This window comes from Mesorhizobium sp. P2_A8 (assembly GCF_056404935.1).
This window is the reverse complement of the sequence record NZ_JBFUDB010000003.1, coordinates 110,891-132,764: the sequence shown is the minus strand read 5'-3', so window position 1 is coordinate 132,764 and position 21,874 is coordinate 110,891. Positions and strand designations below refer to the sequence as shown.

Sequence of the window (21,874 nt, the reverse complement as noted above, 5' to 3'; positions counted from 1 at the left end):
TGAGCCTGGCCCGTGTTTCGCGAATTCTCGTGGTTTGGGATCAGTAGGTGGCGCGGCCGCCGGAGAGATCGAACACCGATGCGGTGGTGAAGCTGTTTTCCTTCGAGACCAGCCAGGCGACCATGTTTGCCGCCTCGTCGACTTCCAGGAACCGGGCCCGCGGGATCTTGGCCAGCATGTAGTCGATATGCTCCTGTTTCATCTGGTCGAAGATCGGCGTGCGCGCCGCGGCCGGCGTGATGCAGTTGACCGCAATGTCGTAGCCGGCAAGCTCCTTGCCCAGCGACTTGGTCAGCCCGATGACGCCTGCCTTGGAAGCCGAGTAGGCCGAAGCATTGGGATTGCCTTCCTTGCCGGCGATCGAGGCGATGTTGACAATGCGGCCGTAGTTGCGCGCCTTCATGGCAGGCACGACAGCGCGGTTGACGTGAAAGGTTCCGTTGAGGTTGATATCGATGACGCGCCGCCAGGCGTCGAGCGGATACTCATCCAGCGTATGGTTGGGCCCGGCTATCCCGGCCGAATTGACCATGATCGAGACGGCCCCACTGTCGTTTTCGGTGCGGGCATGCGCCGCAAGCACCGCCTCGGCATCGGTGATGTCGACCAGCACTCCCCTGGCTGCATCGCCGAGTCCGGCAACCGCCACCTCCAGCCCTGCCTCGTTCATGTCCCACAGGCTCACCCTTGCGCCCGATGCGACCATCCGCCTGGCAAAGGCCAGGCCCAGTCCTTGCGCTCCGCCGGTGACGACGGCGACCTGTCCTTCAAGATCGATTTTGTTCATTCCGTTCAATCCTTGGCGATATGCAGCCACACGGCGGCACGACTGGTTTCGGCATGGAAATCGCCGATCGGGCACTGCTGAAACCCGTCGTCTGGCGTTGTGGCCTGACGCTTTCTTTGTGCGGGCGGGCAGTACCGACATCTTCAGGCAGCCGAGCCCAGCGTCAATGGTGTCGGCGCGAGCAATTCCATAAATGTGCTAGGTGACCTGGATCGTCACGCTCTGCCGGAACGCCAGCGAGAAGGATTTCCCCACCGTCGGCGACGAGGTGCCTAGCCCGGTGACCGAGACCAGGATCGGCGCGATGCTGAGCAGCTCGGGGAACCAGCCGATTGGAGTTCCGGGATTGGCAGCGAAGGCAGCTCGGATGCTTGCCTAGAAAGCCTTCCAGTCGCGCGTCGACGTTCAAGACAAACCGGAGTCCTGCAGCTTGGTCAGTTGTTCCTCGGCTCCGCCCACGGCTGCGGCCATCAGCCGGTCGAAATCTATCATCGCCTCGGAATGCCCATGGTCGGCGATGGATTTTCGAAGAATCCGAATTGCAAGGATCGCGTCCTCCAGTGCCTGCTCGACGCTTTTCACCATGTTGGTCCGCTCCTCTCATTTGCCAATAACCGTCTAGGAGAGCCGGCGTTCCGGCCATAGGTAGGGCGATGGTGCATTTTTCGTTGAAGCACGGCTGGGAGCGGCGCAACGCAGCCTGGCCGGATGCGGACAGATGGTGCGGGCAAAACAGATCCACATCGAGTGCACCGATTTGATAGTCTCGCATCGATGAAACAGGAACTTATGGAGCGTGCGGTCGTCTTGCTGCAGCAATATCGCGATATCCTGGTCGCGAGCTACGCACCTGTCGGCCCGGACGGGACACCGCACCTCAGGACATTGCGGCAGAGCACGGATCCGCTGGAGGTGGCGGCATTGGACGACATTGGCGCGCTCGACGAACTCATCCGCGAAATGTCATCGAACTGATCAGGTGTCTGGTCGTCGTTCCCCTAACTTGTCGACCAAATTCCTGCGCCTGATGACGGGCCAGCCCTCGTAGGGGCGGTTCGCGTAGTCCGGCACCTCAAGGACGGCACGTTACATTTCGCTGCTCTCGATAATTCCGGCTTCGCCGTCTCGAACACGCGTGCGCGACGTCGTCGACCTCCTGAGCCGGACGCCGGGCCCGCCATGGGCTGTCTCGTCCAGAAAGGCGACGCCCGCCAGTTCGAGCGCCGACAGGATTGCGACGAGCTTGTCCGCGGCTGGAACACGCTTTCCCTTTTCGAAATCCCGAACCGTTCCCTCGCTTACATTCGATTTTGCACCAAGCCTGGCCTGCGGCCAATCCAACAGGCCACGTGCTGCACGGCATTGCTGCGGAGTAAGTCTGCTCACAAATCTCTCCTGGATCGGGCACGTCCTGGTGCTAGCCGTCGTCTTGGTGCTAGGCGGTCTTGCGCTTCGGCGGGGCGCTCTTTTCAGGTGTCCCCAACCCTTCCTGTCTGAGGCTCTTTTTCAGCACCTCGGCCAGGTTGATGACATTCTCTTTCGGCTTCGGCGCCGGCTTCGGCAGCTGCTTGCCCTTGCGCTTCGCATCGATCATGGCAATCAGCGCATCTTCGTAGGTGTCCTCGAACTTCGAAGGATCAAACGTCGTCAGCTTCTTGTCGATGAGCATGCCGGCGATTTCGAGTAGCTCTGGATCATATTTCTGTGTCCTCAAGCCGTCGAACACGCTGTCCTGCGAGACCATTTCATTGTGGTTTCGCAGCTCGGTCATCACCATGCCTTTGCCATAGGGCTGGATCAGAACCTCGCGGCCCCGCTGGTAAAGCACGACGCAGGATCGCGCGGCGACACCCTTGTTCCTCATGGCATCGCGGATCACGCCGTAGGCCTCGAGTGCAGCGCCATCGGCCGGGATCAGGTAGTAGGGTTTCTCGAGGTAGCGTGTGTCGATCTCGTCAAGCGATACGAATTCACCGACCTCAAGCGTATGGTTCGACGTCAGCTTGAGCGCCTTGATGTCGTCGGGCTCGATCTGGAGGAACTCATCCTTTTCGACCTCGAAGCCCTTCACCTGGTCTTCCACGTCGACCGGCTTTCCGGTCTCGTCGTCGGCGTAGACGCTTTTGACCGGGAGTCCGTCCTTGCGGTTCAATATCCTGAAATGAACCTTCGACGCCTCGCTGGTGGCGCCGACGATCTTCACGCCGCAGGAAACCGAACCGACCTTCAAAAAACCCTTCCAGGCAGCACGGGGCGCGACCATTTTGCTCATCCCGTTTCCAGTCAGGGCAAACGAGTTTCCGTTCAAATCGTTCCTCCGGTGTGGGCTTGGTGCCATTTCTCGTTCTGGTTCGGGCAGCAGCCCCCCGGTTTTTGCAGCGGTCAGGATCGGCAAAAATCCGACGAGCCGGCCATGGTGCGATCCGTTGGCGGATCTTCGTGACAGGTCTATTCGGCGTCGCCGCTGCTGACCCTGTCGGGCTTTGTCCGAGCAGATGCCTGCTGCAGGGCTTCGCGCTGGGCCCTGAGCTTTGCGGTCTTTGCTTCTCGGGCTGAGCGCTCGATGTCGATGATCTCCTTGGAAATCCGGTCAGCCTGCGCACGCAGCTGATACGGGTCGCGCATTCTCCGTTTCGCCATTCAAGCCTCCACCCGAGAGATTTTCCAGGGCTCTTAAATCGCCTGATGGCTGAATTGTTCCGATCGATACGATGAGACGCGATCAATGTACGAAATCGTACATCAACGAGATCGATCTCGACTCGGACTTTACCTTCAGGGAAACTGTGCCGGGGAGGAAGGGTCGATGCGGCCATTGCCACGCAATGTCGATGCCGATGCGGTGTTGGCGATCGGTGCCTACCTTGACGATCAGGCACATTCCGTCCCGATATCCGTCCGCGGCGGCATCGATGAGGTTCGCAAGCGAACCGCTACAAGTTTGTCCGATCATCAATTGGAAGAGCTCATCATCGAAAGCGCAGCGGCCAGACATCTCGCGCTGCTGCTTGATGTTCGCCCAGCCAAGGGCGACAGCAGGCTTTCCTGACAGGGCCGCAACACCTATCTCTACGCAACGAGCAACGCGGGCGGCACAACTTGGCGCAACGATCGGGAAGTGCTGATCTCCCACTGCATGGCGGTCGCGTGCCCAAATGGCTTGGTGACCGCATGACCCGCCTTGGCGCGGTGATGTGCGAGGCGATCATCCATCACTATGGCCGAACCGAATTGCTGCGCCGCCTGGCACACCCGTTCTGGTTCCAGTCTTTCGGCGCGGTCATGGGAATGGACTGGCATTCCTCCGGCATCACGACAAGCGTTGTCGGCGCCCTGAAACGTGGCCTGTCACCGCTCTCCGGCGAACTCGGCATTCATGTGTGCGGCGGGCGTGGCGCGCATTCGCGCAAGACCCCGCACGAACTGGCATTGATCGGCGAGCGTGTCGGGTTCGACGGAACCGGCCTGGCCAAGGCCAGCAGACTGGTCGCCAAGGTGGATAGTGCCGCCGTCCAGGACGGCTTCGATCTCTACCTTCACGGCTTCATCGTCACCGACGATGGCGACTGGGTCGTGGTGCAACAAGGCATGAACGGCGACAGCAAGGTGGCGCGTCGCTATCATTGGCTATCCGAGGGGCTGACGAGCTTTGTCGACCAGCCGCATGCCGCGATCGAAGGCGCCAATCAGGGCGAGATCGTCAACCTGACCGACCGGCGCGCCGATGCTTCGCGTCACGGCCAACTGGACCTGCTGCGGGATCTGGGGCCCGATCGCATCGTGAAAGAGTTTGCCTTGCTGGAGCATGGCTCTCCACCCGCTCCCGCGCAGCCGCTGTTGCCGTATCTCGTCATGCCGGCCTATCATGACGTCCGCGAAAGCGACGTCGTCATGCGCCGCCTGCACAGCAATATCGCTGCCGCCGCCGAACGCGGGCCCGCCGATTTCTCGGAACTGCTCATGGTGCCCGGCGTCGGTGCCCGCACCGTGCGTGCGCTGGCGATGGTGGCCGAGGTCGTGCATGGGGCGCCATGCCGGTTTTCGGACCCCGGCCGGTTCTCGCTGGCGCATGGTGGCAAGGATAGACACCCGTTCCCGGTGCCGCTGAAAGTCTATGACGAGACGATCGGCGTGCTGAAATCGGCCGTTCACAAAGCAAGGCTCGGCCGCACCGAGGAAATCGATGCATTGAGACGGCTGGACGACCAGTCGCGCCAGGTCGAGCGCTATGTCACCGGTCCCAGCCTGAAGGAAATCGTGGCAGGGGAGTTCGACCAGTCGCATATGCTGGGCGGCCGCAGTGTTTTCGGATGGGAGCCACCGCCGCAAGCGCAACCGGTTCGAGCCGGCAGCAAGGAATGAACTGGGCCGAGCGAAGGCTCCAACAAAACGCCGGAGCCTTCGCGTTTACAGGGTATCAATAGTAGCGGATCCAGTAGGATCGGCGGAAACATCTCCGGCGCCAGCGGCCTCGACGCCAATAGCGCCGGCAAACCACGCGCCATCCACGCCGCCGCCTCCATACACGCCGCCGCCTCCATTGATAGTACTGCACGGGTTCGACGTCATTCTGGCTATCAGGACCCGGCTCCACAAGGTCGTCTACCGGCTTGTCCAGCTCATCGAGAATGCCGTTCCCAGTGCTCGGGATGCCAGCCACCGCCCTCACGGGGCGAGCTACGGTGACCACGGCCGCAGCGCCCGCCAATCCTAACATTCCAGTCAGAAACAATCGCCGATCCATGCCAACCTCCATCGTTGATCAACGCGACAAGGAGGAAATAGAGCATTTGGTCGAGGCGCCTAGATGCCGGGCTAAATCTGTTCAAAACCAGAAATCGACTTTGGGTGGGGGTGCGCCGTAGTCGGCCGTATCGGAGATGCTACTTCACGCCAATGCCGGCGGTCAGGCCGCCATCTATTTTGTAGTCGGCGCCGGTGCAGAACCCGGCCTTCGCCGAACACAGGAAAGCGATGAGTTCCGCCACCTCTTCCGGCTCGCCGATGCGGCCGATAGGGTGCGCTTCGCCGAAGCGCTTGTAGGCCGCCTCGACATCGGCATCGGTGCCATTCTCGCCGCGTGCCGCCTTTTCCAGGATCGGGGTGCGGACCGAGCCCGGGCTGACCGAATTCACGCGGATTCCCTGACGTGCGTAGTCGAGCGCCAGCGAGCGCGTCAGAGTGTGGATCGCGCCCTTGGTCGTCGCATAGGCGGCGACATTCTGCTGGCAAGCGTGACCCTGTACCGAAGCCACATTGACGATGGCGCCGCCACCCCGGCGGATCATTTCCGGAATGCCGAAATGCGCGGTCAGATAGATCGAGCCGACATTGACCGACATCGCCTTGTTCCAGGTCTCGAAGTCGGTGCTGGTTGCGGTTCCGTACGGATGGACCGCCGCGGAATTGACGATGATATCGAGGCCACCGAACCGTTCGACGCCGGTGGCGACCGCGTCACGAACCTGATCCGGCACGGAGACGTCGGCGTCTATGACGAGCACGCCTGCTCCAGAGGTTTCCAGTTTCGCTTTCAGCGCCGCATTGGCCGCGCGATCGATGCCGCAGGCGATGATCGCGGCACCACCTGCCGCAAGACGTCTGGCTGTCGCCAGGCCGATTCCGGTTGTGCCGGTCACCAAGGCGACCTTGCCGTCGAAATCCTTCATTGTGGGAACTCCATCATTGGCGGTCGCAGGCCGGCTCTTCCGGCAGGAAGCGCAAGCCGAAGTCGAGATGGCGGCTGATCAGGTAGGCGTAGGCCAGCCTGTCGCGCGCGCGCAGCGCAGCAATGATCTCGCCATGTGCTGCCCTCGTATCGGCCAGGATCGGGCGTCTTTCCTTGCCGATGGTCATAATCCGCAGGATCACTGGCGAAAGGAAGGAATACATGTCCGTCAGCATGCGATTGTCCGCCAGCCTGATCAGCGCCATGTGGAAATTGAAATCGTTTTCGGCGGCCTCTTCGGCCGAGTGGCTGCCGACGATCCGGGCGTTGATCTCGTCGAGCGCGTCGAGCTGTTCGTTCGAGGCGTGGAGCACGATATGGTCACCGATGCCGACCTCGATGATGCGCCGGTAGCCCTGTATGTCGGCGAAGGACGAGCGCGAGATGTCCATGTGCGCGGCGAAAAAATTCTGGATGGCGATGCTCTGCCCGTTGGCCAGGACGGCGCCGACGCGGGGTTTGGGGTCGATAAGCCCGTAGGTGCGGATGGTGCGCAACGCTTCGCGCACCGTGTTGCGGCTGGCGCCGGTGAGTTCGCTGAGCTCACGCTCCGTCGGCAGCACGTCGCCGACATTCAGCTGCCGCACGCGGATCAGGTCAAGAATCCGACCGGCCGTCGTGTCGACCGCCGAGCGGCCGCTGATGCGCCGAGCGGCGGCGTTCTCGCGTGCAGCCTGAGAGTGTTCCAAACGTCGAGCCTTCTTTTAATTGTTGGACCAAGATAGCGCAGGATTTAAAAAAAACAATTGATTTTGGCTTAGGGCCTCCGGGATTCAATTGAAGTTCGGGGAAGGAGTACTTGAAATCAGCTCAGATTTTTAGTTTGACTCTCGTTATGGTCCAACAATAAGTTGCCCTTCACTCGCAGAAGGAAAGCGGCAATGGAACAGTGCTGGCGCTGGTATGGACCCGACGACCCGGTAACGCTTGATCATGTCAAGCAGGCGGGCGCGACGGGCATCGTATCAGCCCTGCACGACATCTATGACGGGCGCGCCTGGCCGCTCGAGAGCATTCTGGAGCGCAAGCGGATTATCGAGGCGGCAGGGCTGACCTGGTCGGTCGTCGAGAGCATTCCCGTCCACAACTCGATCAAGATCGGCGCGGCGGAAAGGCTCCGTTATGTCGGCTGGTACAAGGAGACGATCCGCGCGCTTGCCAAGGCCGGCATCACCACGGTCTGCTACAATTTCATGCCCGTGGTCGACTGGACCCGCACGGATCTGGCCTATCGGCTGCCGACGACGGGTTATGCCTTGCGTTTCGACGCGATCGATTTCGCGGCCTACGACCTGTTCGTGCTGAAGCGCCGGAATGCCGAGGTCGGTTACAGTGCAGCGCGTATCGCCGAGGCGGATACGCGACTGAGGGAGTTGAGCGCTGAGAAGATCGACAGGATCGAGCGCAATCTGATCGCCGGCCTGCCAGCGACCGAGCGCAGCTACGACCGGGACAGTTTTCGCGAGGCCCTGGCGGACTACGATGCGATCGGCCCGAAGGAATTGCGCGACAACCTTGCCTGGTTCCTGCGCGAGATCATTCCGGTGGCTGAGCAGGAAGGGGTGCGCATGTGCATCCATCCCGACGATCCACCCTTCTCGCTCTATGGCCTGCCGCGCATCGTTTCGACCGCCGAGGATGCGCGCTTCATCCTCAACGCCGTTGACAGTCCGGCCAATGGCCTGACCTTCTGCACGGGCTCCTACGGCACACGCGCCGACAACGACATTGTCGCCATGGTCAAGGAGTTCGCCGACCGCATCCATTTCGCCCATCTGCGCAACATCACCATCGAGGAAGACGGCTCGTTTTACGAAGCCGAGCATCTCGAGGGTGGCACCGACATGGCACATGTCATCCTCGCTCTGATGCAGGAAGAGGCGCGCCGCAGCAAGGAAGGTCGCGCCGACTGGCGCATCCCGATGCGCCCCGATCACGGCCATCTGCTCGCCGACGATATCGGCAAGACCAGGATCAATCCCGGCTACTCGCTGATTGGCCGGCTGAAAGGCCTCGCCGAACTGCGCGGCATCATGCGCGCCGTGGAGACGTTCGGGTTGGCTTGAAGCCCTCAAGCGTTCGCGCGATCGCATGCGTAACCAGGCGCTCGCTCTGTCGGTCCAAAGCCTCGGGCCGGTAATCTAGCTCTGTCGGCCGGCGCTCTCAACGGCGAGGCCGCGTGCGACAACGGCGCGCCTGTGGTGCGAGCAAGCGACGGAACAATGTTGCCGGTCGGTTCAGCCTTTAGCGTGGCGGATAAAAAGAAGGTCGACTACGGCTGCCAAATTGAACCTGTTCGATGCCGGGACCGGCCGATCTCTGGAGACGTGAGGCGCGAATCGGCGGGTTACTCGTCTTGCCCGCGAGACGATTGCCTCCTCCTTGCAACGGCCAACCCGCCCGGCCTCGAGGTTATGCCGAAGTCCGCATAACCCTCTCCGATTTTATAATACCTGTTGGGAACATTATTTGCCCGCAAGCCATAATATGCAGCGCTGGCTTTCTTCTATCCGGCCCAGATTGGAGCGTCCGTTGCTTTGATCGGCCGGCCCGGCGTGTAACCTTGGATGCACGATCCGTGCCCGGAGTGCTTGCCGATGGGGCGCTTCTACTTCTCCTCGGCACGGGCAGGGAAAAGAAGGAACCTGACCATGCCCAGAATTGTGCCGGTACTCGATCTGAGCCGTGTCGAACAAGGGGCGTCCGAGCATCGCGCCTTTCTCCTGGACCTGCGCGCGGCAGCCCGGGACGTCGGCTTCTTCTATCTCAGCGGCCACGGAATTTCCGCCTCGGAGATCGATGACGTGCTTGATGCCTCGCGGCGGTTCTTCGCATTGCCGGAGGCCGACAAGCTGGCGATCGAAATGGTCAAATCCTCGCAGTTTCGCGGCTACACGCGCGCCGGCGGTGAGCTGACCAAGGGCGCGGCCGACTGGCGTGAGCAACTCGACATCGGCGTCGAGCGCCAGCCCATACCGCAAGGGCCGGGAATTGCGGCCTGGACGCGGCTGCAAGGGCCGAACCAATGGCCCTCGGCATTGCCCGATCTCAAACCGGCGCTGCTGGCATGGCAGACCAGGGCCACGGCGGTGGCGATCAGGCTGCTGAAAGCCTTCGCGCTGTCGCTTGACCAGCCCGAGGACGCCTTCGACTCGATCTACAGGGACTCGCCCAACCATCGTATGAAGATCGTGCGTTATCCCGGTCGTGACGCGACGGATGGCGACCAGGGTGTCGGCGCGCACAAGGATGGCGGCTTCCTGACCCTGCTGCTGCAGGACGACAACAAGGGGCTGCAGGTCGAATATGATGGAAGCTGGGTCAATGTGGATCCGATCCCCGGAACGCTGGTCGTCAACATCGGCGAACTGCTTGAACTGGCGTCGAATGGGTATCTGCGCGCCACCGTTCACCGCGTCGTGACGCCGCCCGCCGGCGTCGAGCGGATTTCCGTTCCCTTCTTCTTCAGCGCGCGGCTGGATGCGACCATACCGCTTTTGACTTTGCCCGAGGAACTGGCGGCGGAGGCACGCGGACCGGCAAGCGATCCCGACAACCCGTTGTTCCGCGACGTCGGCACCAACGTCCTGAAAAGCCGTCTGCGTTCGCATCCCGACGTGGCGCGCCGCCACTATGCCGATCTTCTTGAAACCGGAGCGGTGCGCCCATGAGGCTGGTGGGAAGCGCTGAACATAATTTCGCCGTTCGGGGCATTCTTTGGAATGCCATTCGTCGCCAAAGCTCTGAAATAGGCTCAAACAGGTAAAATCGTTCGGCGGTCTCCTCCCATTCCGCTGAGCGGTGTTCCCCTCTGAAGGTTTTAACCTTCTTTTGGCCGGGCCGCATTCGAGCCCGGCCATTTTTTGTGCTGCGGTCCAGGGTGCGGCAAAACGGAAATGCTGCAAAAGCCGGGTGCGACGCAACAGAGTGCCTTCCCGAGTTGGGCAGACCGTCCGATCCTAAGATCAGGATTCGAGCGACAGTGCTCGATTGTATTCATCTGCCAGGACGACTTTCATGACCCAGAAACAATTGCGGCTCGGCGCTTTCATGCGTCCGGTCAGCCTGCACACCGGCGCCTGGCGTTATCCGGGCGCCTATGCCGACGCCAATTTCAATTTTGCGCATCTGAAGCGCTTTGCCCAGACGCTGGAGGCGGCGAAGTTCGACGCCTTCTTCATGGCCGACCATCTGGCCGTTCTCAACATGCCGATCGAGGCGCTGCGGCGCAGCCACACGGTCACGTCGTTCGAGCCGTTCACGCTGCTGTCGGCGCTGGCCGCCGTCACCGATCACATCGGGCTGGTCGCCACCGCATCGACGACGTTCGACGCGCCCTATCACATCGCGCGTCGCTTCGCCTCGCTGGACCATATCAGCGGCGGGCGCGCCGGCTGGAATATCGTCACCACGTCCAACCCTGACGCGGCGCTCAACTTTGGCCTCGACGACCATGTCGAGCATGACGAGCGCTACCGGCGGGCGCGGGAATTCTACGACGTCGTCACCGGCCTGTGGGACAGCTTCGCCGACGATGCCTTCATCCGCGATGCCGAAAGCGGGCTCTATTTCGACCCTTCCAGATTGCATGTGCTCGATCACAAGGGCGAGCATCTTTCGGTGCGCGGGCCGCTCAACATCGCCCGGCCGATCCAGGGCTGGCCGGTCATCGTCCAGGCCGGCGCGTCGGAGGCGGGGCGGCAACTGGCTGCCGAAACGGCGGAAGTCATTTTCGCCGCGCATGCCGATCTCGCCGCGGGACAGCGTTTCTTTGCCGACGTCAAAAACCGCGCGGAGAAACTCGGCAGATCGCGGGACGATATCAAGATCCTGCCCGGCGCCTTTGTCGTCGTCGGCGACAGCGTCGAGGACGCGCAGGCCAGGCGGGCGAAGCTCGACAGTCTGGTCTACTACGAGAGCGGCATTGCCTCGCTGTCGATCGCGATCGGGCATGACGCATCCGGTTTTGACCCTGACGCGCCCTTGCCCGAAATCCCCGAGACCAATGCCAGCAGAAGCGGCCGCGAGCGCGTCATCGAACTGGCGCACAACGAGAACCTCACCGTCAGGCAGCTTGCGCAAAGGCTAGGCGGCTATTCCGGCCTTGCTTTCGTCGGCACGCCTGAAACAATCGCCGACGACATGGAGGAATGGCTGGTCACTGAGGGCTCCGACGGATTCAACATCATGTTTCCCCATCTGCCTGCCGGGCTCGACGATTTTGTCGAGAAGGTGGTGCCCGAACTGCAGCGGCGAGGCATCTTCAGGCGGCAGTACGAGGGAACGACGCTGCGCGAGAATCTTGGCCTGAAGCGGCCACCCAACCGGTTTTTCGAATAGAACGTCCTTCGCAAAGAGGTCTCCAATGCCGACCCAGACGAACACCCGCATCGTGCTTGCGGCGCGACCGCAAGGCCGGCCGAAGCCAGGCGACTTCCGCATCGAGACAGTTGACGTCGTCCAACCGGGTGAGGGCGAACTGCTGCTGCAGATCCTCTATCTATCGCTTGATCCCTATATGCGCGGGCGCATGAACGCCGCCAAATCCTATGCCAGGCCGGTCGATGTCGACGGCGTGATGGAAGGCGGCACCGTTGCGCGCGTCGTTAGCTCTCGCCATCCGGAGTTTGCCGTAGGGGATATCGTGTTGTCCCATTCCGGATGGCAGAGTTTTGCGCTGTCCGACGGTGTCGGGTTGCGCAAGCTCGATCCCGCGGCGGCGCCCGTGACGACGGCCCTTGGCGTGCTCGGCATGCCGGGCTTCACCGCCTATGCCGGCCTGCTCACCATCGGACAGCCAAAGCTCGGCGAGACGGTGGTCGTGGCGGCGGCAAGCGGCGCGGTCGGGTCAGCCGTTGGCCAGATCGCGCGCATCAAGGGGGCGCGTGCCGTTGGCATCGCCGGCGGCACTGACAAATGCGCTTTCGTGCGGCAGGTACTCGGCTTCGATGCGGTCGTCGATCACAGGGCCGACAATTTTGCCGAGCAGTTGAGGGTCGCCTGCCCTGATGGCATCGACATCTATTTCGAGAATGTCGGCGGTCCTGTATGGGATGCGGTGTTTCCCCTGTTGAACGATTTTGCCCGCGTGCCGGTCTGCGGGTTGATCGCGCAATACAATGTCATCCCGGATTCCGGCATCGACCGGCTGCCGACGTTGATGCAGCAGGTGCTCCATCGCAGCCTGACGATCAGGGGGTTCATCCAGCGTGAATTCGTCGACCAGCGCCCGGCATTCTATCGCGACATGGCCGATTGGATAGCATCCGGGCGGGTGCGTTACCGGGAGGATCTCGTCGACGGCATAGAGAACGCGCCGGAGGCCTTTCTTGGTCTTCTCGAGGGCAGGAATTTCGGCAAGCTTGTCGTGCGGGTCGCGGGATAATCAGCCCGGACGACAAGGTCGAGGCTGTCAGGTTAATTCTGTGGCGGTGGCCCGCTGCGAAATGTCATGCCAACTCTGCGACAAATCCTGGCAAGGGACTCAATTGGAGGGTATGCGGAGCATGAAAGGCAGCACGTTATGGCTTCGCCATCTTACTTGAGATCGGGCCCGCTTTTCCACATGGCGTCCGGCACCACCACCAGCTTGCCGACGAAATCCTTGGCGATGAAATCCGCTTGCGCGTGGTGGAAATCGGAGAGCTTGTAGACGCCGCCGACCAGCGGCCGGATCTTCGTCTCCTCGATGTAGCCCACTATGCGGCGGAAATCCGCTCGCTTGCCCTGGCTCGAGCCGTGCAATTGCAACTGCTTGAGATACATGGTCCTGAGGTCGAGCTGCACGACCGGGCCGGCAATGGCGCCTGCAGTCGTGTATCGGCCCTCGGGCCTCAGGATGCGCAGGAGGTCGTTGAAGATGGCGCCGCCGACGAGGTCGGCCACCACGTCGATCGGTTGGCCGCCGGTTGCCGTGGCGACGGCTTGCGGCAGGTCGGCAACGCCTCGGGTGATGACGGCCTCGGCGCCAATGTCTAGCACCGCCTGTTCCTTGCCCTTGCCGACCACGGCATAGGGAATGGCGCCGCGCGCCCGTGCCAATTGCACGATGCCGGAGCCGACACCGCCCGAAGCACCGGTGATCAGCACGCGCTCGCCGGCCTTCAGGCCGGCGCGCTCCAGCATCTGTTCGCCAGTGAGGTAGGCGCAACAGAAAGTGGCAAGCTCGATGTCGCTCAAGGTCGTGTCGACGACATGCGCGTTCTCGGCAGGCACGGCCTGGTATTCGGCATAACCGCCGTCGCGGCCATGGCCCATATAGTCGATGTCGGCCAGCGAATCGTCGTCGCGGTTGTAGATGGAGAAATCGACCATCACCCGTTCGCCGATGCGATCTGGCGAAACACCGTCGCCGACGGCAACGATTTGGCCTACCGTATCGGTGCCCTGGATGCGCGGGAAGGTCAGCGTGTTGCCCTGGCGCCGCCATGTCGACACCGCCGCCGCATCCTCTTCCGTGCCATAGGCGCCCTGGCGCACCCAGACATCGGTGTTGTTCATGCCGCAGGCGCTGACCTTGACCAGCACTTCACCTGATGCAGGCGAGGGCACTTTCACATCGCTGCGGTAGACGAGTTTTTCCGGTCCGCCGTGCCCGGTCAAAAGCACGGCGGCCATGGTGGCGGGGAGGGTCTTGGTCATGGCATTCACAGGTCGATTTCAGAGATTGGCAAACACGCTCTTCACCGCATCGGCCATCTTGGCCACCACGATGTCGGCTTCCTCGCGGGTCAGGCAGAGCGGCGGGGCGAAGCCGAGAATGTCGCCCTGTGGCATGGCGCGGCCGATGACGCCGCTCGCTGCAAGCGCCGTCGCCACCTGTGGTCCGATCTTCTGCGAGGCATCGAAGAACACCCGGTCGTCCCTGTCGGCGACGAACTCGACCGCTGCCAGCATGCCGTCGCCGCGCACATCGCCGACATTCCTGTGACCGCCGACGGCCTTGGCCAGCTCGGCGCGGAAATAGGCGCCGGTCTCGCGGGCATTTGCCACCAGGTCCATCTCGTCGATCAGTTCGAGATTGGCAACGCCTGCKGCAACGCAGATCGGATGCGCCGAATAGGTCCAGCCATGGCCGAGCGAGCCGAGCTTGTCGGAACCCTGCACCAGCACCTGCCACATCTTGTCGGCGACGATGACGCCCGACAGCGGCGCATAGGCCGAGGTCAGGCCCTTGGCGATGGTGATCAGGTCCGGCTTGATCCCGTAGTGGTCGGAACCGAACATGGTGCCCAGCCGGCCAAAGCCCGTCACCACCTCGTCGGCAACCAGCAGCACATCATATTTCTTCAGCACCGCCTGGATCTTTTCCCAGTAGCCAGCGGGCGGCGGCACGATGCCGCCGGTGCCGAGGATCGGCTCGCCGATGAAGGCGGCGACGGTTTCGGGACCTTCGGCCAGGATCATTTCCTCGAGCTTGTCGGCGCAATGCTGCGAAAACTGTTCCTCGCTCATCGAGCGGTCGGCGCGGCGGAAGTAGTAGGGCGCCTCGGTGTGCAGGGTCGGCGCGCGCGGCAGGTCGAAGGCGTTGTGGAACAGGTCGAGCCCGGTCAGCGATCCCGTCATGACGCCCGAGCCGTGATAGCCGCGCCAGCGCGAGATGATCTTCTTCTTCTCCGGCCGCCCCAGCACATTGTTGTAGTACCAGATCAGCTTGATGTTGGTCTCGTTGGCATCGGACCCGGACAGGCCGAAATAGACCCGCGACATGCCTTGCGGCGCGCGGTCGATGATCATCTTGGAAAGCCGGATCGAGGCCTCGGTGCCGTGACCGACATAGGCGTGGTAGTAGGCGAGGTTCTTGGCCTGGGCGGCGATGGCGTCAGATATCTTCTGGCGGCCATAGCCGACATTAACGCAATAGAGACCGGCAAAGGCATCGATGCTCTTCTTGCCATTGTTGTCCCAGACAGTGACGCCTTCACCGCCGGCCATGATGCGGGTTGGCGATTCACCGCGCGCATGCGTGCCCATATGCGTCGAGGGATGGAAGAAGTGGTCGCGATCCCAGGCGGCGAGTTCGTTGGACTGGTCGAGCATTTTTTCTACTCCTTGAGGAATGGCCGGGCGAACCTATGCGACGTCCAGGCACAGATACTTCAGATCGGTGAAGGCTTCGAGCCCGTGGCGCGAACCTTCGCGGCCGATGCCGGACTGCTTGACGCCGCCGAACGGGACCGGCGCGCCGGTGATCTTGACGCGGTTGATGGCGACCATGCCGTAGTCGAGCGCGCGGCCCATGCGCTGCTGGCGGGCGCCATTCTCGGTCACGACATAGGCGACGAGCCCATATTCGGTGGCGTTGGCGCGGCCGATCACCTCGTCCTCGCTGTCGAACGGCGTCACGGCGGCGACCGGGCCGAAGGTTTCCTCACGCATGATCAGCGCTTCGTCGGAAACGTCGGCCAGCAGCGTCGGCTGGTAGAACAGGGGGCCAGCTTGGTGCCGCCCGCCGCCGGTGAGGCAGCGCGCGCCGTGGGTCAGCGCATCGGCGACCTGTTCCTCGACCTTCTTGACGGCACGCTCATGCATCAGCGGCCCGATATCGATGCCGTGAGCAAGGCCATTGCCGGTCCGCAGCGCCTCGATGCGCCTGGTAAAGGCCGCGCAGAAGCGATCGTAGACCGGACGTTGGACATAGATGCGGTTGGCGGCGAGGCAGTCCTGGCCCGACGTGGCGAATTTGGCGTCGATGGCGATGCCCACCGCTTTGTCCAGATCGGCGTCGGCAAAGACGATCAGCGGTGCGTGGCCGCCAAGCTCCATCACCAGCCGCTTCATCGTCGGTGCGCTCTGTGCGGCGATCAGCCTGCCGATTTCGGTCGAGCCGGTGAAGCTCATGGCGCGGACGCGCGGGTCTTCGCACATCTGCCCGACGATCGTCGAAGCCTTGCCGGTGACGATGTTGAAGACGCCTGCCGGCAGCCCGGCGCGCTCGCCGAGTTCGGCCAGCGCCAGTGCCGACAGAGGCGTTTCCGATGACGGATGCGCGACGATGGTGCAGCCGGCGGCAAGCGCGGCCGCGGCCTTGCGGGTCAGCATGGCCGACGGGAAATTCCAAGGCGTGACCACGCCGACGACACCAAGCGGCTCGCGCCGCACCATCATTTCCGCGTTCGGCAGATGGCTGGTGACGCTCTCGGCGTTCAGGCGTTTTGCTTCTTCCGCATACCATTCGACGAAGGAGGCGGCGTAGTCGATTTCGCCCAGCGACTCCTGCAGCGGCTTGCCCTGTTCCAGTGTCATCAGCAAAGCGAGGTCGTCCTTCGCGGCGATGATCAGGTCGAACCATTTTCGCAGAATTTTGGAACGCTCCTGCGGCAGCAGCGCCCGCCAGGCCGGAAAGGCGCGCGCGGCGGCATCAATCGCTTTTGTCGTCTGGCGTGCATCGAGCGCAGCGACGAAGGCAACGGTGGTGCCGGCGGCGGGATCGGTGACCTCGAAACTTTCGGCCGCCTCGCTTGCCGTCCAGTGACCGTCGACATAGGCGAGTTCGCGCAGCAGCCGGCGGTCGGCCAGGCGATCGAGCGCTTCGTGGCGATGTGAGCGGGCGAAATGCGCGGACATGGTCGAGGCCTCCCGGTTCGGACTGATTGCGGGAAGACTATCCGCCCTATGCGGACAGAGAGGCTGTTTGGATGCCCGCCCGTAGAGAGACTCTCTCTATTGTGCCGCTCCGGCAGGCGATCTCTCCAGTCCTACGGCGATGTAGGCAACAGGTCGGCTATGGGCAGCGCGATCTCGTCCTTGACCGTCTTGATGACGATGTAGGTGAAGTAGCGGTCGATGCCGATTTCGCGGTCGAGCAAGCCGTCGACCAGGCGCTGATACGCATCGATGTCGCGCGCCATCACCTTCAGCACATAGTCGACACCGCCGCCCACCGACCAGCAGGCGACGATCTCGGGAATGTCGCGAATGGCACGCTCGAAGCGGTCGAAATCGGCCTGGCGGTGGCTGGCCAGCGTCACCTCCATCAGCACGGTGGCGACGGGTGCCACGACGCGCATGGCGATCCGGGCGTGATAGCCCGAGACGATGCCGGCCTTTTCCAGTCTGCGCAGCCGCATCCAGCATGGCGTCGGCGACAGCCCGACCTGTTCGGCCAGGGCCAGCTTGGTGATGCGTCCGTCGCGCTGGATGGCGTCGAGGATTTTCAGGTCGATCGGGTCGAGTTTCGCAGCAGTCATCAGCGTCCACTTTTCGTCGTCCTCACCATGACGGCGCATTATTTCGATTGTCAATTGCACTGATTTCGATCTCTAATAAGTCATGACATTGTGGCAACCCGATCCCGCGCTCATCCGGCGGCCGGCCTATCAGTCGCTGGCCGACCAATTCGCGCGCGCCATCCATGACGGACGCCTTGCCAATGGTGCGCGGCTGCCGACCCATCGGCGGCTGGCCGACGACCTCAAACTTTCGGTACAGACGGTCAGCCGCGCCTATGAGGAACTGATCCGCCGCGGCCTGATTTCGGGCGAGATCGGTCGCGGCAGCTTCGTCCAGACGCAACGCCGCGAACCTGAGCCGCCATATCTGCCCGAGCGTCTTGGCGAGGTCATCGACCTCTCCATCCTGAAGCCGGTCTGCGAACCGATGCATCTGGAGCGGCTGAAGCAGGCGCTGGGCTGGTTGGCAGAGAACCTGCCGTCGAGTTCGGCACTGTCGTTCCGGCCCAACATGGTGTTTCCACGTCACCGCTCGGTGGCGGTCGAATGGCTGAAACTGTGCGGGCTCGACATCTCCGCCCAGAACATCAGTCTGACCAATGGCGCTACCGCCGGCATGACGGTGGCGTTGATGAGCGTGGCGCCGCCCGGCTCGACGGTTGCCACCGAGGCGATCGGCCACCACACGCTGGTGCCGCTCGCCCGCTATCTCGGCTTCAACCTCGAAGGCCTGCCGATCGACGGCAACGGCCTGATTCCGGAAGCCCTGGACGAAGCCTGCCGGCTGTCCGACATCCGCGCCGTCTTCGTGCAGCCCTCGGTGATCAACCCGACGGCGACGCTGATGGATGCCGCACGCCGCGCTGAGATCGCGGCGGTGGCGCGCAAGCACGACATCGCCATCATCGAGAACGATGTGCTCGGCCCCCTGGTCGAGGACCGGCCGCCGCCGGTTGCTGCCTTTGCGCCGGAGCGCACGCTTTACGTCACCTCCTTCACCAAGATCACCGTGCCCGGCCTGCGCATCGGTTATCTCGCCGCGCCCGACCGCTATGTCGCCGCCGTCGCCAATCGGCATCTGGTTTCGAACTGGATGGCGACGCCGCTGGTGGCCGAGATCGCCACCAAATGGGTCACCGACGGCACCGCGATGGAGCTTGTCCGCTGGCAGCGCGCGGCATTGCGGCGGCGGCAGGATATCGCGGCGGAGGTGCTGGCAGGCGTCGACTATCGCGCCCGGCGCGACGGGCTGCATGTCTGGCTGCAACTGCCCGCCGACCGCGCCGAGGAGAGCTTCGTCGCCCAGGCCCGGCTGCAAGGCGTGGCGATCGCGCCGGGCACCTCCTTCCGCATTTCCGACGCACCATGGCATCCGGCGGTGCGCATCTCGCTAGGCTCGACCACCGAGGGGGAACTGCGCGCCGGCCTCGGCGTTGTTACCAAGCTTCTGCTTGGCGATCCGGAGCATCTCCTGCTCGCTATCTAGGCTGGATTGCTCCCAAATTGTGCGGAATCATAAATATTGTCATGATATTATTTTCCCAATTGACATGATTTGGCGGGTTCCGCATCGTTAAGGGCACAGGCTTCTCCAGCACGGGGAAATTCATTTGTCCGCACCAGCGCCCATCATCAAGATCGACGCCATCTCGAAGAGCTTCGGCAGCTTCAAGGTGCTGGACGGCCTGTCGATGCAGGTCATGCCGCGCGAGAAGCTGGCGCTGATCGGGCCGTCCGGCTCGGGCAAGACGACGATCCTGCGCATCCTGATGACACTCGAGCGCATCGACACCGGCCACATCCAGATCGATGGCGAACAACTCTACCACATGGAGCGCAATGGCCAGCTGTTGCCTGCCGACGAGCGGCACCTGGCCCGAATGCGGCAGAAGATCGGCATGGTCTTCCAGCTGTTCAACCTGTTTCCGCACAAGAGCGTCATCGACAACGTCACCCTGGCGCCGATGCTCACCAAGGGCATGCCGCGCGCCGCCGCCGAAAAGCGGGCGATGGAACTGCTCGACATGGTCGGAATGGCCGACAAGGCCAAGGCGATGCCGGCGCAGCTGTCCGGCGGCCAGAAGCAGCGCGTGGCGATTGCTCGCGCGCTCGCTTTGCAGCCGAAGATCATGCTGTTCGACGAGGTGACGTCAGCGCTCGACCCGGAACTGGTCGAGGAGGTGCTCAACGTCCTATGGCGGCTCTGCGCCGAGACTGACATGACCATGTTGCTGGTCACGCATGAGATGGGTTTTGCCCACGACTTCGCCGACCGGGTGCTGTTCTTCGATCGCGGCAGGATCGTCGAGGAAGGCAAGCCCGACGAGATTTTCCGCAATCCCAAGCAGGAGCGCACGCAGGGCTTCCTGAAGAAGATCATCGCGGCCGGACATCGCGTCTGACCGTCATGCCCCCGGGGCAGGGAAAGCCGCCCCTTGATAGGAAAACCGGCGGCAACGCCGCCGCGCAACAAAAGCAAGACAAGAAACAAGGAGTTGGGAACAATGAAGAAACTTGGCATTCTGGCCGGCGTCGCCGGTCTTGCACTGACGGCGGTGCTGGCCGCCTCGAGCGTGGGTTCGGCCGACGACAGCAAGCTCGAACAATTGAAGGCGCAAGGCTTCGCCCGCGTCGCCATCGCCAACGAGCCGCCCTATACGGCGGTCGCCGCCGACGGCAAGGTTTCGGGCGCGGCGCCGGATGTGGCGCGCGAGATCTTCAAGCGCCTCGGCGTCGCCGACATCGTCGCCTCGATCTCGGAGTATGGCGCCATGATCCCCGGCCTGCAGGCCGGCCGCTTTGACGTCGTAACCGCCGGCCTGTTCATGAAGCCGGAGCGCTGCGCCGCCGTTGCCTATTCGGAGCCGGTTCTGTGCGACGCCGAGGCGATGCTGGTGAAGAAGGGCAATCCGAAGGGCTTCAAGAGCTATGAGGATGTCGCCAAGGACGCGACCGCCACGATCGGCGCACCGGGCGGCGGCACCGAAGAGAAACTGGCGCTCAATGCCGGCGTGCCGCGCGAACGCGTCATCGTCGTGCCGGATGGCCAGAGCGGCGTGAAGATGCTGCAGGACGGCCGCATCGATGCTTATTCGCTGCCGGTTCTGTCGATCAACGACCTGGTCAAGAAGGCCGCCGATCCGAACCTCGAAGTCATCGCTCCGGTGCAGGGTGCGCCGGTCTATTGCGACGGCGCCGCCTTCAAGAAAGGTGACGAGGCGCTGCGCGACGCTTTCGACGTCGAGCTGGCCAAGCTGAAGAAGTCCGGCGAGTTCGCCAAGATCATCGAGCCCTATGGTTTCTCGGCGGCGGCGGCGATGTCGACGACGCGCGACAAGCTCTGCGCGGCGAAGTAGCGCCTTCTGCCTTCGCCCCGTTCACGGGGAGAAGGTGGCCCGAAGGGCCGGATGAGGGGCGGCGCCAGTTTCTGCAAGCTTGGAGCTGCCCCTCATCCGCCTGTCTGCATCTCTCCCCGCAAAGGGGGAGAGATGGCCAAAACCAACGTTGGAAACTTCTGATAAAATGACCCAGTGGTCCGGCTATTTCGGCCTGATATTGCAGGGAGCGCTTGTCACCATCGAGCTGACGCTGATGGGGTCGGTGCTTGCCCTGATCATGGCCTTTCTCGCCGGCATGGGGCGGCTGTCGCGCTTCTTCGTGCTGCGCGCGCTCGCCACCGTCTATATCGAATTTTTCCGCGGCACCTCGATCTTCGTGCAGCTGTTTTTTGCCTATTTCGTGCTGCCCTTCGCCGGCATATCGCTGACACCGTTGCAGGCCGGAGTGCTGGCGCTTGGCCTCAATGTCGGCGCCTATGCCGCCGAGGTGGTGCGCGGCGCCATCCAGTCGATCGGCCGTGAGCAATACGAGGCCTGCATCGCGCTCAATCTCGGCCGCTGGCAAGGCATGCGCCACGTCATCCTGCCACAGGCGCTGCTGGTGATGCTGCCGACGTTCGGCAACAATGCCATCGAACTGCTCAAGGCGACCGCCGTGGTGTCGTTGATCTCGCTCACAGACCTGACCTTCCAGGCGCAGGTGGTGCGCGCCCAGACCGGCAACACCATGGTGCCGTTCACCACCATCCTGATCATCTATTTCATCCTCGCCTTGCTCATCTCGTGGGGCGTGCGCTCCCTGGAACGCCGCATGGCGCGCGGCCTCGACGGAGTGCGCGTCTGATGGCCG

The 21,874-nt window shown here is 62.8% G+C and carries 22 protein-coding genes; 11 read left to right on the top strand and 11 right to left on the bottom strand.

The features are described from left to right. Positions 1–40: 40 nt before the first annotated feature. Positions 41–787, bottom strand: coding sequence for an SDR family NAD(P)-dependent oxidoreductase (locus tag AC1D10_RS10210; protein ID WP_477271186.1), 747 nt, complete (start codon positions 785–787; stop codon positions 41–43). A 405-nt stretch (positions 788–1,192) separates the two neighbouring features. Continuing rightward, a complete protein-coding gene (locus tag AC1D10_RS10205) occupies positions 1,193–1,372 on the bottom strand; it encodes a hypothetical protein (protein ID WP_477271184.1) in 180 nt (59 codons plus the stop codon). Between the two features lie 189 nt (positions 1,373–1,561). Here AC1D10_RS10205 and AC1D10_RS10200 point away from each other — a divergent pair, with 189 nt between their 5' ends. Further along, on the top strand, positions 1,562–1,762 hold the full coding sequence (locus tag AC1D10_RS10200; protein WP_477271182.1) for a hypothetical protein: 201 nt from the start codon (positions 1,562–1,564) through the stop codon (positions 1,760–1,762). A 111-nt stretch (positions 1,763–1,873) separates the two neighbouring features. On the opposite strand, the gene AC1D10_RS10195 is transcribed toward AC1D10_RS10200, so the two are convergent. From AC1D10_RS10195 to AC1D10_RS10185, 3 genes are all read right to left on the bottom strand, one after another. Further along, on the bottom strand, positions 1,874–2,173 hold the full coding sequence (locus AC1D10_RS10195; protein WP_477271180.1) for a helix-turn-helix domain-containing protein: 300 nt from the start codon (positions 2,171–2,173) through the stop codon (positions 1,874–1,876). A gap of 49 nt (positions 2,174–2,222) precedes the next feature. Further along, on the bottom strand, positions 2,223–3,059 hold the full coding sequence (ku, locus tag AC1D10_RS10190) for a non-homologous end joining protein Ku (RefSeq protein WP_477271178.1): 837 nt from the start codon (positions 3,057–3,059) through the stop codon (positions 2,223–2,225). Between the two features lie 176 nt (positions 3,060–3,235). Next, positions 3,236–3,427, bottom strand: a complete 192-nt coding sequence (locus tag AC1D10_RS10185; protein WP_477271176.1) for a hypothetical protein — start codon at positions 3,425–3,427, stop codon at positions 3,236–3,238. Positions 3,428–3,593: 166 nt separating this feature from the next. On the opposite strand from AC1D10_RS10185, the gene AC1D10_RS10180 reads away from it, so the two are divergent. Both AC1D10_RS10180 and AC1D10_RS10175 read left to right on the top strand, forming a co-directional pair. Next, positions 3,594–3,836 carry a hypothetical protein gene (locus tag AC1D10_RS10180; protein WP_477271174.1) on the top strand — a complete coding sequence of 81 codons (243 nt, stop codon included), beginning with the start codon at positions 3,594–3,596 and terminating at the stop codon, positions 3,834–3,836. Between the two features lie 50 nt (positions 3,837–3,886). Continuing rightward, the gene (locus tag AC1D10_RS10175; protein ID WP_477271172.1) at positions 3,887–5,149 is read left to right on the top strand and encodes a DUF763 domain-containing protein; all 1,263 of its coding nucleotides are present in this window, start codon (positions 3,887–3,889) and stop codon (positions 5,147–5,149) included. A 521-nt stretch (positions 5,150–5,670) separates the two neighbouring features. On the opposite strand, the gene AC1D10_RS10170 is transcribed toward AC1D10_RS10175, so the two are convergent. Next, positions 5,671–6,456: an SDR family NAD(P)-dependent oxidoreductase gene (locus AC1D10_RS10170; protein ID WP_477271170.1), complete on the bottom strand. Its 786-nt coding sequence runs from the start codon at positions 6,454–6,456 to the stop codon at positions 5,671–5,673. Positions 6,457–6,469: 13 nt separating this feature from the next. Next, the gene (locus AC1D10_RS10165; RefSeq protein WP_477271168.1) at positions 6,470–7,204 is read right to left on the bottom strand and encodes a FadR/GntR family transcriptional regulator; all 735 of its coding nucleotides are present in this window, start codon (positions 7,202–7,204) and stop codon (positions 6,470–6,472) included. Positions 7,205–7,396: 192 nt separating this feature from the next. Between AC1D10_RS10165 and uxuA the strand changes: the two genes are divergently transcribed. The 4 genes from uxuA to AC1D10_RS10145 all read left to right on the top strand — a co-directional run bounded on the left by uxuA (position 7,397) and on the right by AC1D10_RS10145 (position 12,900). After that, on the top strand, positions 7,397–8,581 hold the full coding sequence (gene uxuA, locus AC1D10_RS10160; protein ID WP_477271166.1) for a mannonate dehydratase: 1,185 nt from the start codon (positions 7,397–7,399) through the stop codon (positions 8,579–8,581). Positions 8,582–9,166: 585 nt separating this feature from the next. After that, on the top strand, positions 9,167–10,186 hold the full coding sequence (locus tag AC1D10_RS10155) for an isopenicillin N synthase family dioxygenase (RefSeq protein WP_477271164.1): 1,020 nt from the start codon (positions 9,167–9,169) through the stop codon (positions 10,184–10,186). A 346-nt stretch (positions 10,187–10,532) separates the two neighbouring features. Beyond that, positions 10,533–11,855, top strand: coding sequence for an LLM class flavin-dependent oxidoreductase (locus AC1D10_RS10150; RefSeq protein WP_477271162.1), 1,323 nt, complete (start codon positions 10,533–10,535; stop codon positions 11,853–11,855). Between the two features lie 25 nt (positions 11,856–11,880). Further along, a complete protein-coding gene (locus tag AC1D10_RS10145; protein WP_477271160.1) occupies positions 11,881–12,900 on the top strand; it encodes an NADP-dependent oxidoreductase in 1,020 nt (339 codons plus the stop codon). A 152-nt stretch (positions 12,901–13,052) separates the two neighbouring features. Here AC1D10_RS10145 and AC1D10_RS10140 read toward each other — a convergent pair whose 3' ends face one another. The 4 genes from AC1D10_RS10140 to AC1D10_RS10125 form a co-directional block, all read right to left on the bottom strand. Further along, positions 13,053–14,156 (bottom strand): alcohol dehydrogenase family protein, encoded by a 1,104-nt coding sequence (locus tag AC1D10_RS10140; protein ID WP_477271158.1) that lies wholly within the window; start codon positions 14,154–14,156, stop codon positions 13,053–13,055. An 18-nt stretch (positions 14,157–14,174) separates the two neighbouring features. After that, positions 14,175–15,554: an aminotransferase gene (locus AC1D10_RS10135; RefSeq protein WP_477271156.1), complete on the bottom strand. Its 1,380-nt coding sequence runs from the start codon at positions 15,552–15,554 to the stop codon at positions 14,175–14,177. A gap of 33 nt (positions 15,555–15,587) precedes the next feature. Beyond that, a complete protein-coding gene (locus AC1D10_RS10130) occupies positions 15,588–17,081 on the bottom strand; it encodes an NAD-dependent succinate-semialdehyde dehydrogenase (protein ID WP_477271154.1) in 1,494 nt (497 codons plus the stop codon). A gap of 131 nt (positions 17,082–17,212) precedes the next feature. Further along, on the bottom strand, positions 17,213–17,704 hold the full coding sequence (locus AC1D10_RS10125; RefSeq protein ID WP_477272070.1) for an Lrp/AsnC family transcriptional regulator: 492 nt from the start codon (positions 17,702–17,704) through the stop codon (positions 17,213–17,215). Positions 17,705–17,786: 82 nt separating this feature from the next. On the opposite strand from AC1D10_RS10125, the gene ehuR reads away from it, so the two are divergent. The 4 genes from ehuR to ehuC all read left to right on the top strand — a co-directional run bounded on the left by ehuR (position 17,787) and on the right by ehuC (position 21,868). Beyond that, positions 17,787–19,172, top strand: coding sequence for a MocR-like ectoine utilization transcription factor EhuR (gene ehuR / locus AC1D10_RS10120; protein ID WP_477271152.1), 1,386 nt, complete (start codon positions 17,787–17,789; stop codon positions 19,170–19,172). Between the two features lie 124 nt (positions 19,173–19,296). Continuing rightward, on the top strand, positions 19,297–20,088 hold the full coding sequence (ehuA, locus tag AC1D10_RS10115; protein WP_477271150.1) for an ectoine/hydroxyectoine ABC transporter ATP-binding protein EhuA: 792 nt from the start codon (positions 19,297–19,299) through the stop codon (positions 20,086–20,088). A gap of 102 nt (positions 20,089–20,190) precedes the next feature. After that, entirely contained in the window at positions 20,191–21,042 is an 852-nt protein-coding gene (gene ehuB / locus AC1D10_RS10110) for an ectoine/hydroxyectoine ABC transporter substrate-binding protein EhuB (protein WP_111546174.1), read from the top strand. Positions 21,043–21,208: 166 nt separating this feature from the next. After that, the gene (gene ehuC, locus AC1D10_RS10105) at positions 21,209–21,868 is read left to right on the top strand and encodes an ectoine/hydroxyectoine ABC transporter permease subunit EhuC (RefSeq protein WP_477271148.1); all 660 of its coding nucleotides are present in this window, start codon (positions 21,209–21,211) and stop codon (positions 21,866–21,868) included. The last annotated feature ends 6 nt before the right edge of the window (positions 21,869–21,874 follow it).

What these genes read in the sequence shown, in the direction of transcription:
- ehuB (WP_111546174.1), top strand. Translation starts at nt 20,191, where the DNA reads ATGAAGAAACTTGGCATTCTGGCCGGCGTCGCCGGTCTTGCACTGACG.
- AC1D10_RS10185 (WP_477271176.1), bottom strand. Translation starts at nt 3,427, where the DNA reads ATGGCGAAACGGAGAATGCGCGACCCGTATCAGCTGCGTGCGCAGGCT.
- AC1D10_RS10130 (WP_477271154.1), bottom strand. Translation starts at nt 17,081, where the DNA reads ATGTCCGCGCATTTCGCCCGCTCACATCGCCACGAAGCGCTCGATCGC.
- uxuA (WP_477271166.1), top strand. Translation starts at nt 7,397, where the DNA reads ATGGAACAGTGCTGGCGCTGGTATGGACCCGACGACCCGGTAACGCTT.
- AC1D10_RS10170 (WP_477271170.1), bottom strand. Translation starts at nt 6,456, where the DNA reads ATGAAGGATTTCGACGGCAAGGTCGCCTTGGTGACCGGCACAACCGGA.
- AC1D10_RS10200 (WP_477271182.1), top strand. Translation starts at nt 1,562, where the DNA reads ATGAAACAGGAACTTATGGAGCGTGCGGTCGTCTTGCTGCAGCAATAT.
- AC1D10_RS10155 (WP_477271164.1), top strand. Translation starts at nt 9,167, where the DNA reads ATGCCCAGAATTGTGCCGGTACTCGATCTGAGCCGTGTCGAACAAGGG.
- AC1D10_RS10145 (WP_477271160.1), top strand. Translation starts at nt 11,881, where the DNA reads ATGCCGACCCAGACGAACACCCGCATCGTGCTTGCGGCGCGACCGCAA.
- AC1D10_RS10180 (WP_477271174.1), top strand. Translation starts at nt 3,594, where the DNA reads ATGCGGCCATTGCCACGCAATGTCGATGCCGATGCGGTGTTGGCGATC.
- AC1D10_RS10125 (WP_477272070.1), bottom strand. Translation starts at nt 17,704, where the DNA reads ATGACTGCTGCGAAACTCGACCCGATCGACCTGAAAATCCTCGACGCC.
- AC1D10_RS10205 (WP_477271184.1), bottom strand. Translation starts at nt 1,372, where the DNA reads ATGGTGAAAAGCGTCGAGCAGGCACTGGAGGACGCGATCCTTGCAATT.
- AC1D10_RS10150 (WP_477271162.1), top strand. Translation starts at nt 10,533, where the DNA reads ATGACCCAGAAACAATTGCGGCTCGGCGCTTTCATGCGTCCGGTCAGC.
- ehuR (WP_477271152.1), top strand. Translation starts at nt 17,787, where the DNA reads ATGACATTGTGGCAACCCGATCCCGCGCTCATCCGGCGGCCGGCCTAT.
- AC1D10_RS10210 (WP_477271186.1), bottom strand. Translation starts at nt 787, where the DNA reads ATGAACAAAATCGATCTTGAAGGACAGGTCGCCGTCGTCACCGGCGGA.
- ehuC (WP_477271148.1), top strand. Translation starts at nt 21,209, where the DNA reads ATGACCCAGTGGTCCGGCTATTTCGGCCTGATATTGCAGGGAGCGCTT.
- AC1D10_RS10140 (WP_477271158.1), bottom strand. Translation starts at nt 14,156, where the DNA reads ATGACCAAGACCCTCCCCGCCACCATGGCCGCCGTGCTTTTGACCGGG.
- ku (WP_477271178.1), bottom strand. Translation starts at nt 3,059, where the DNA reads ATGAGCAAAATGGTCGCGCCCCGTGCTGCCTGGAAGGGTTTTTTGAAG.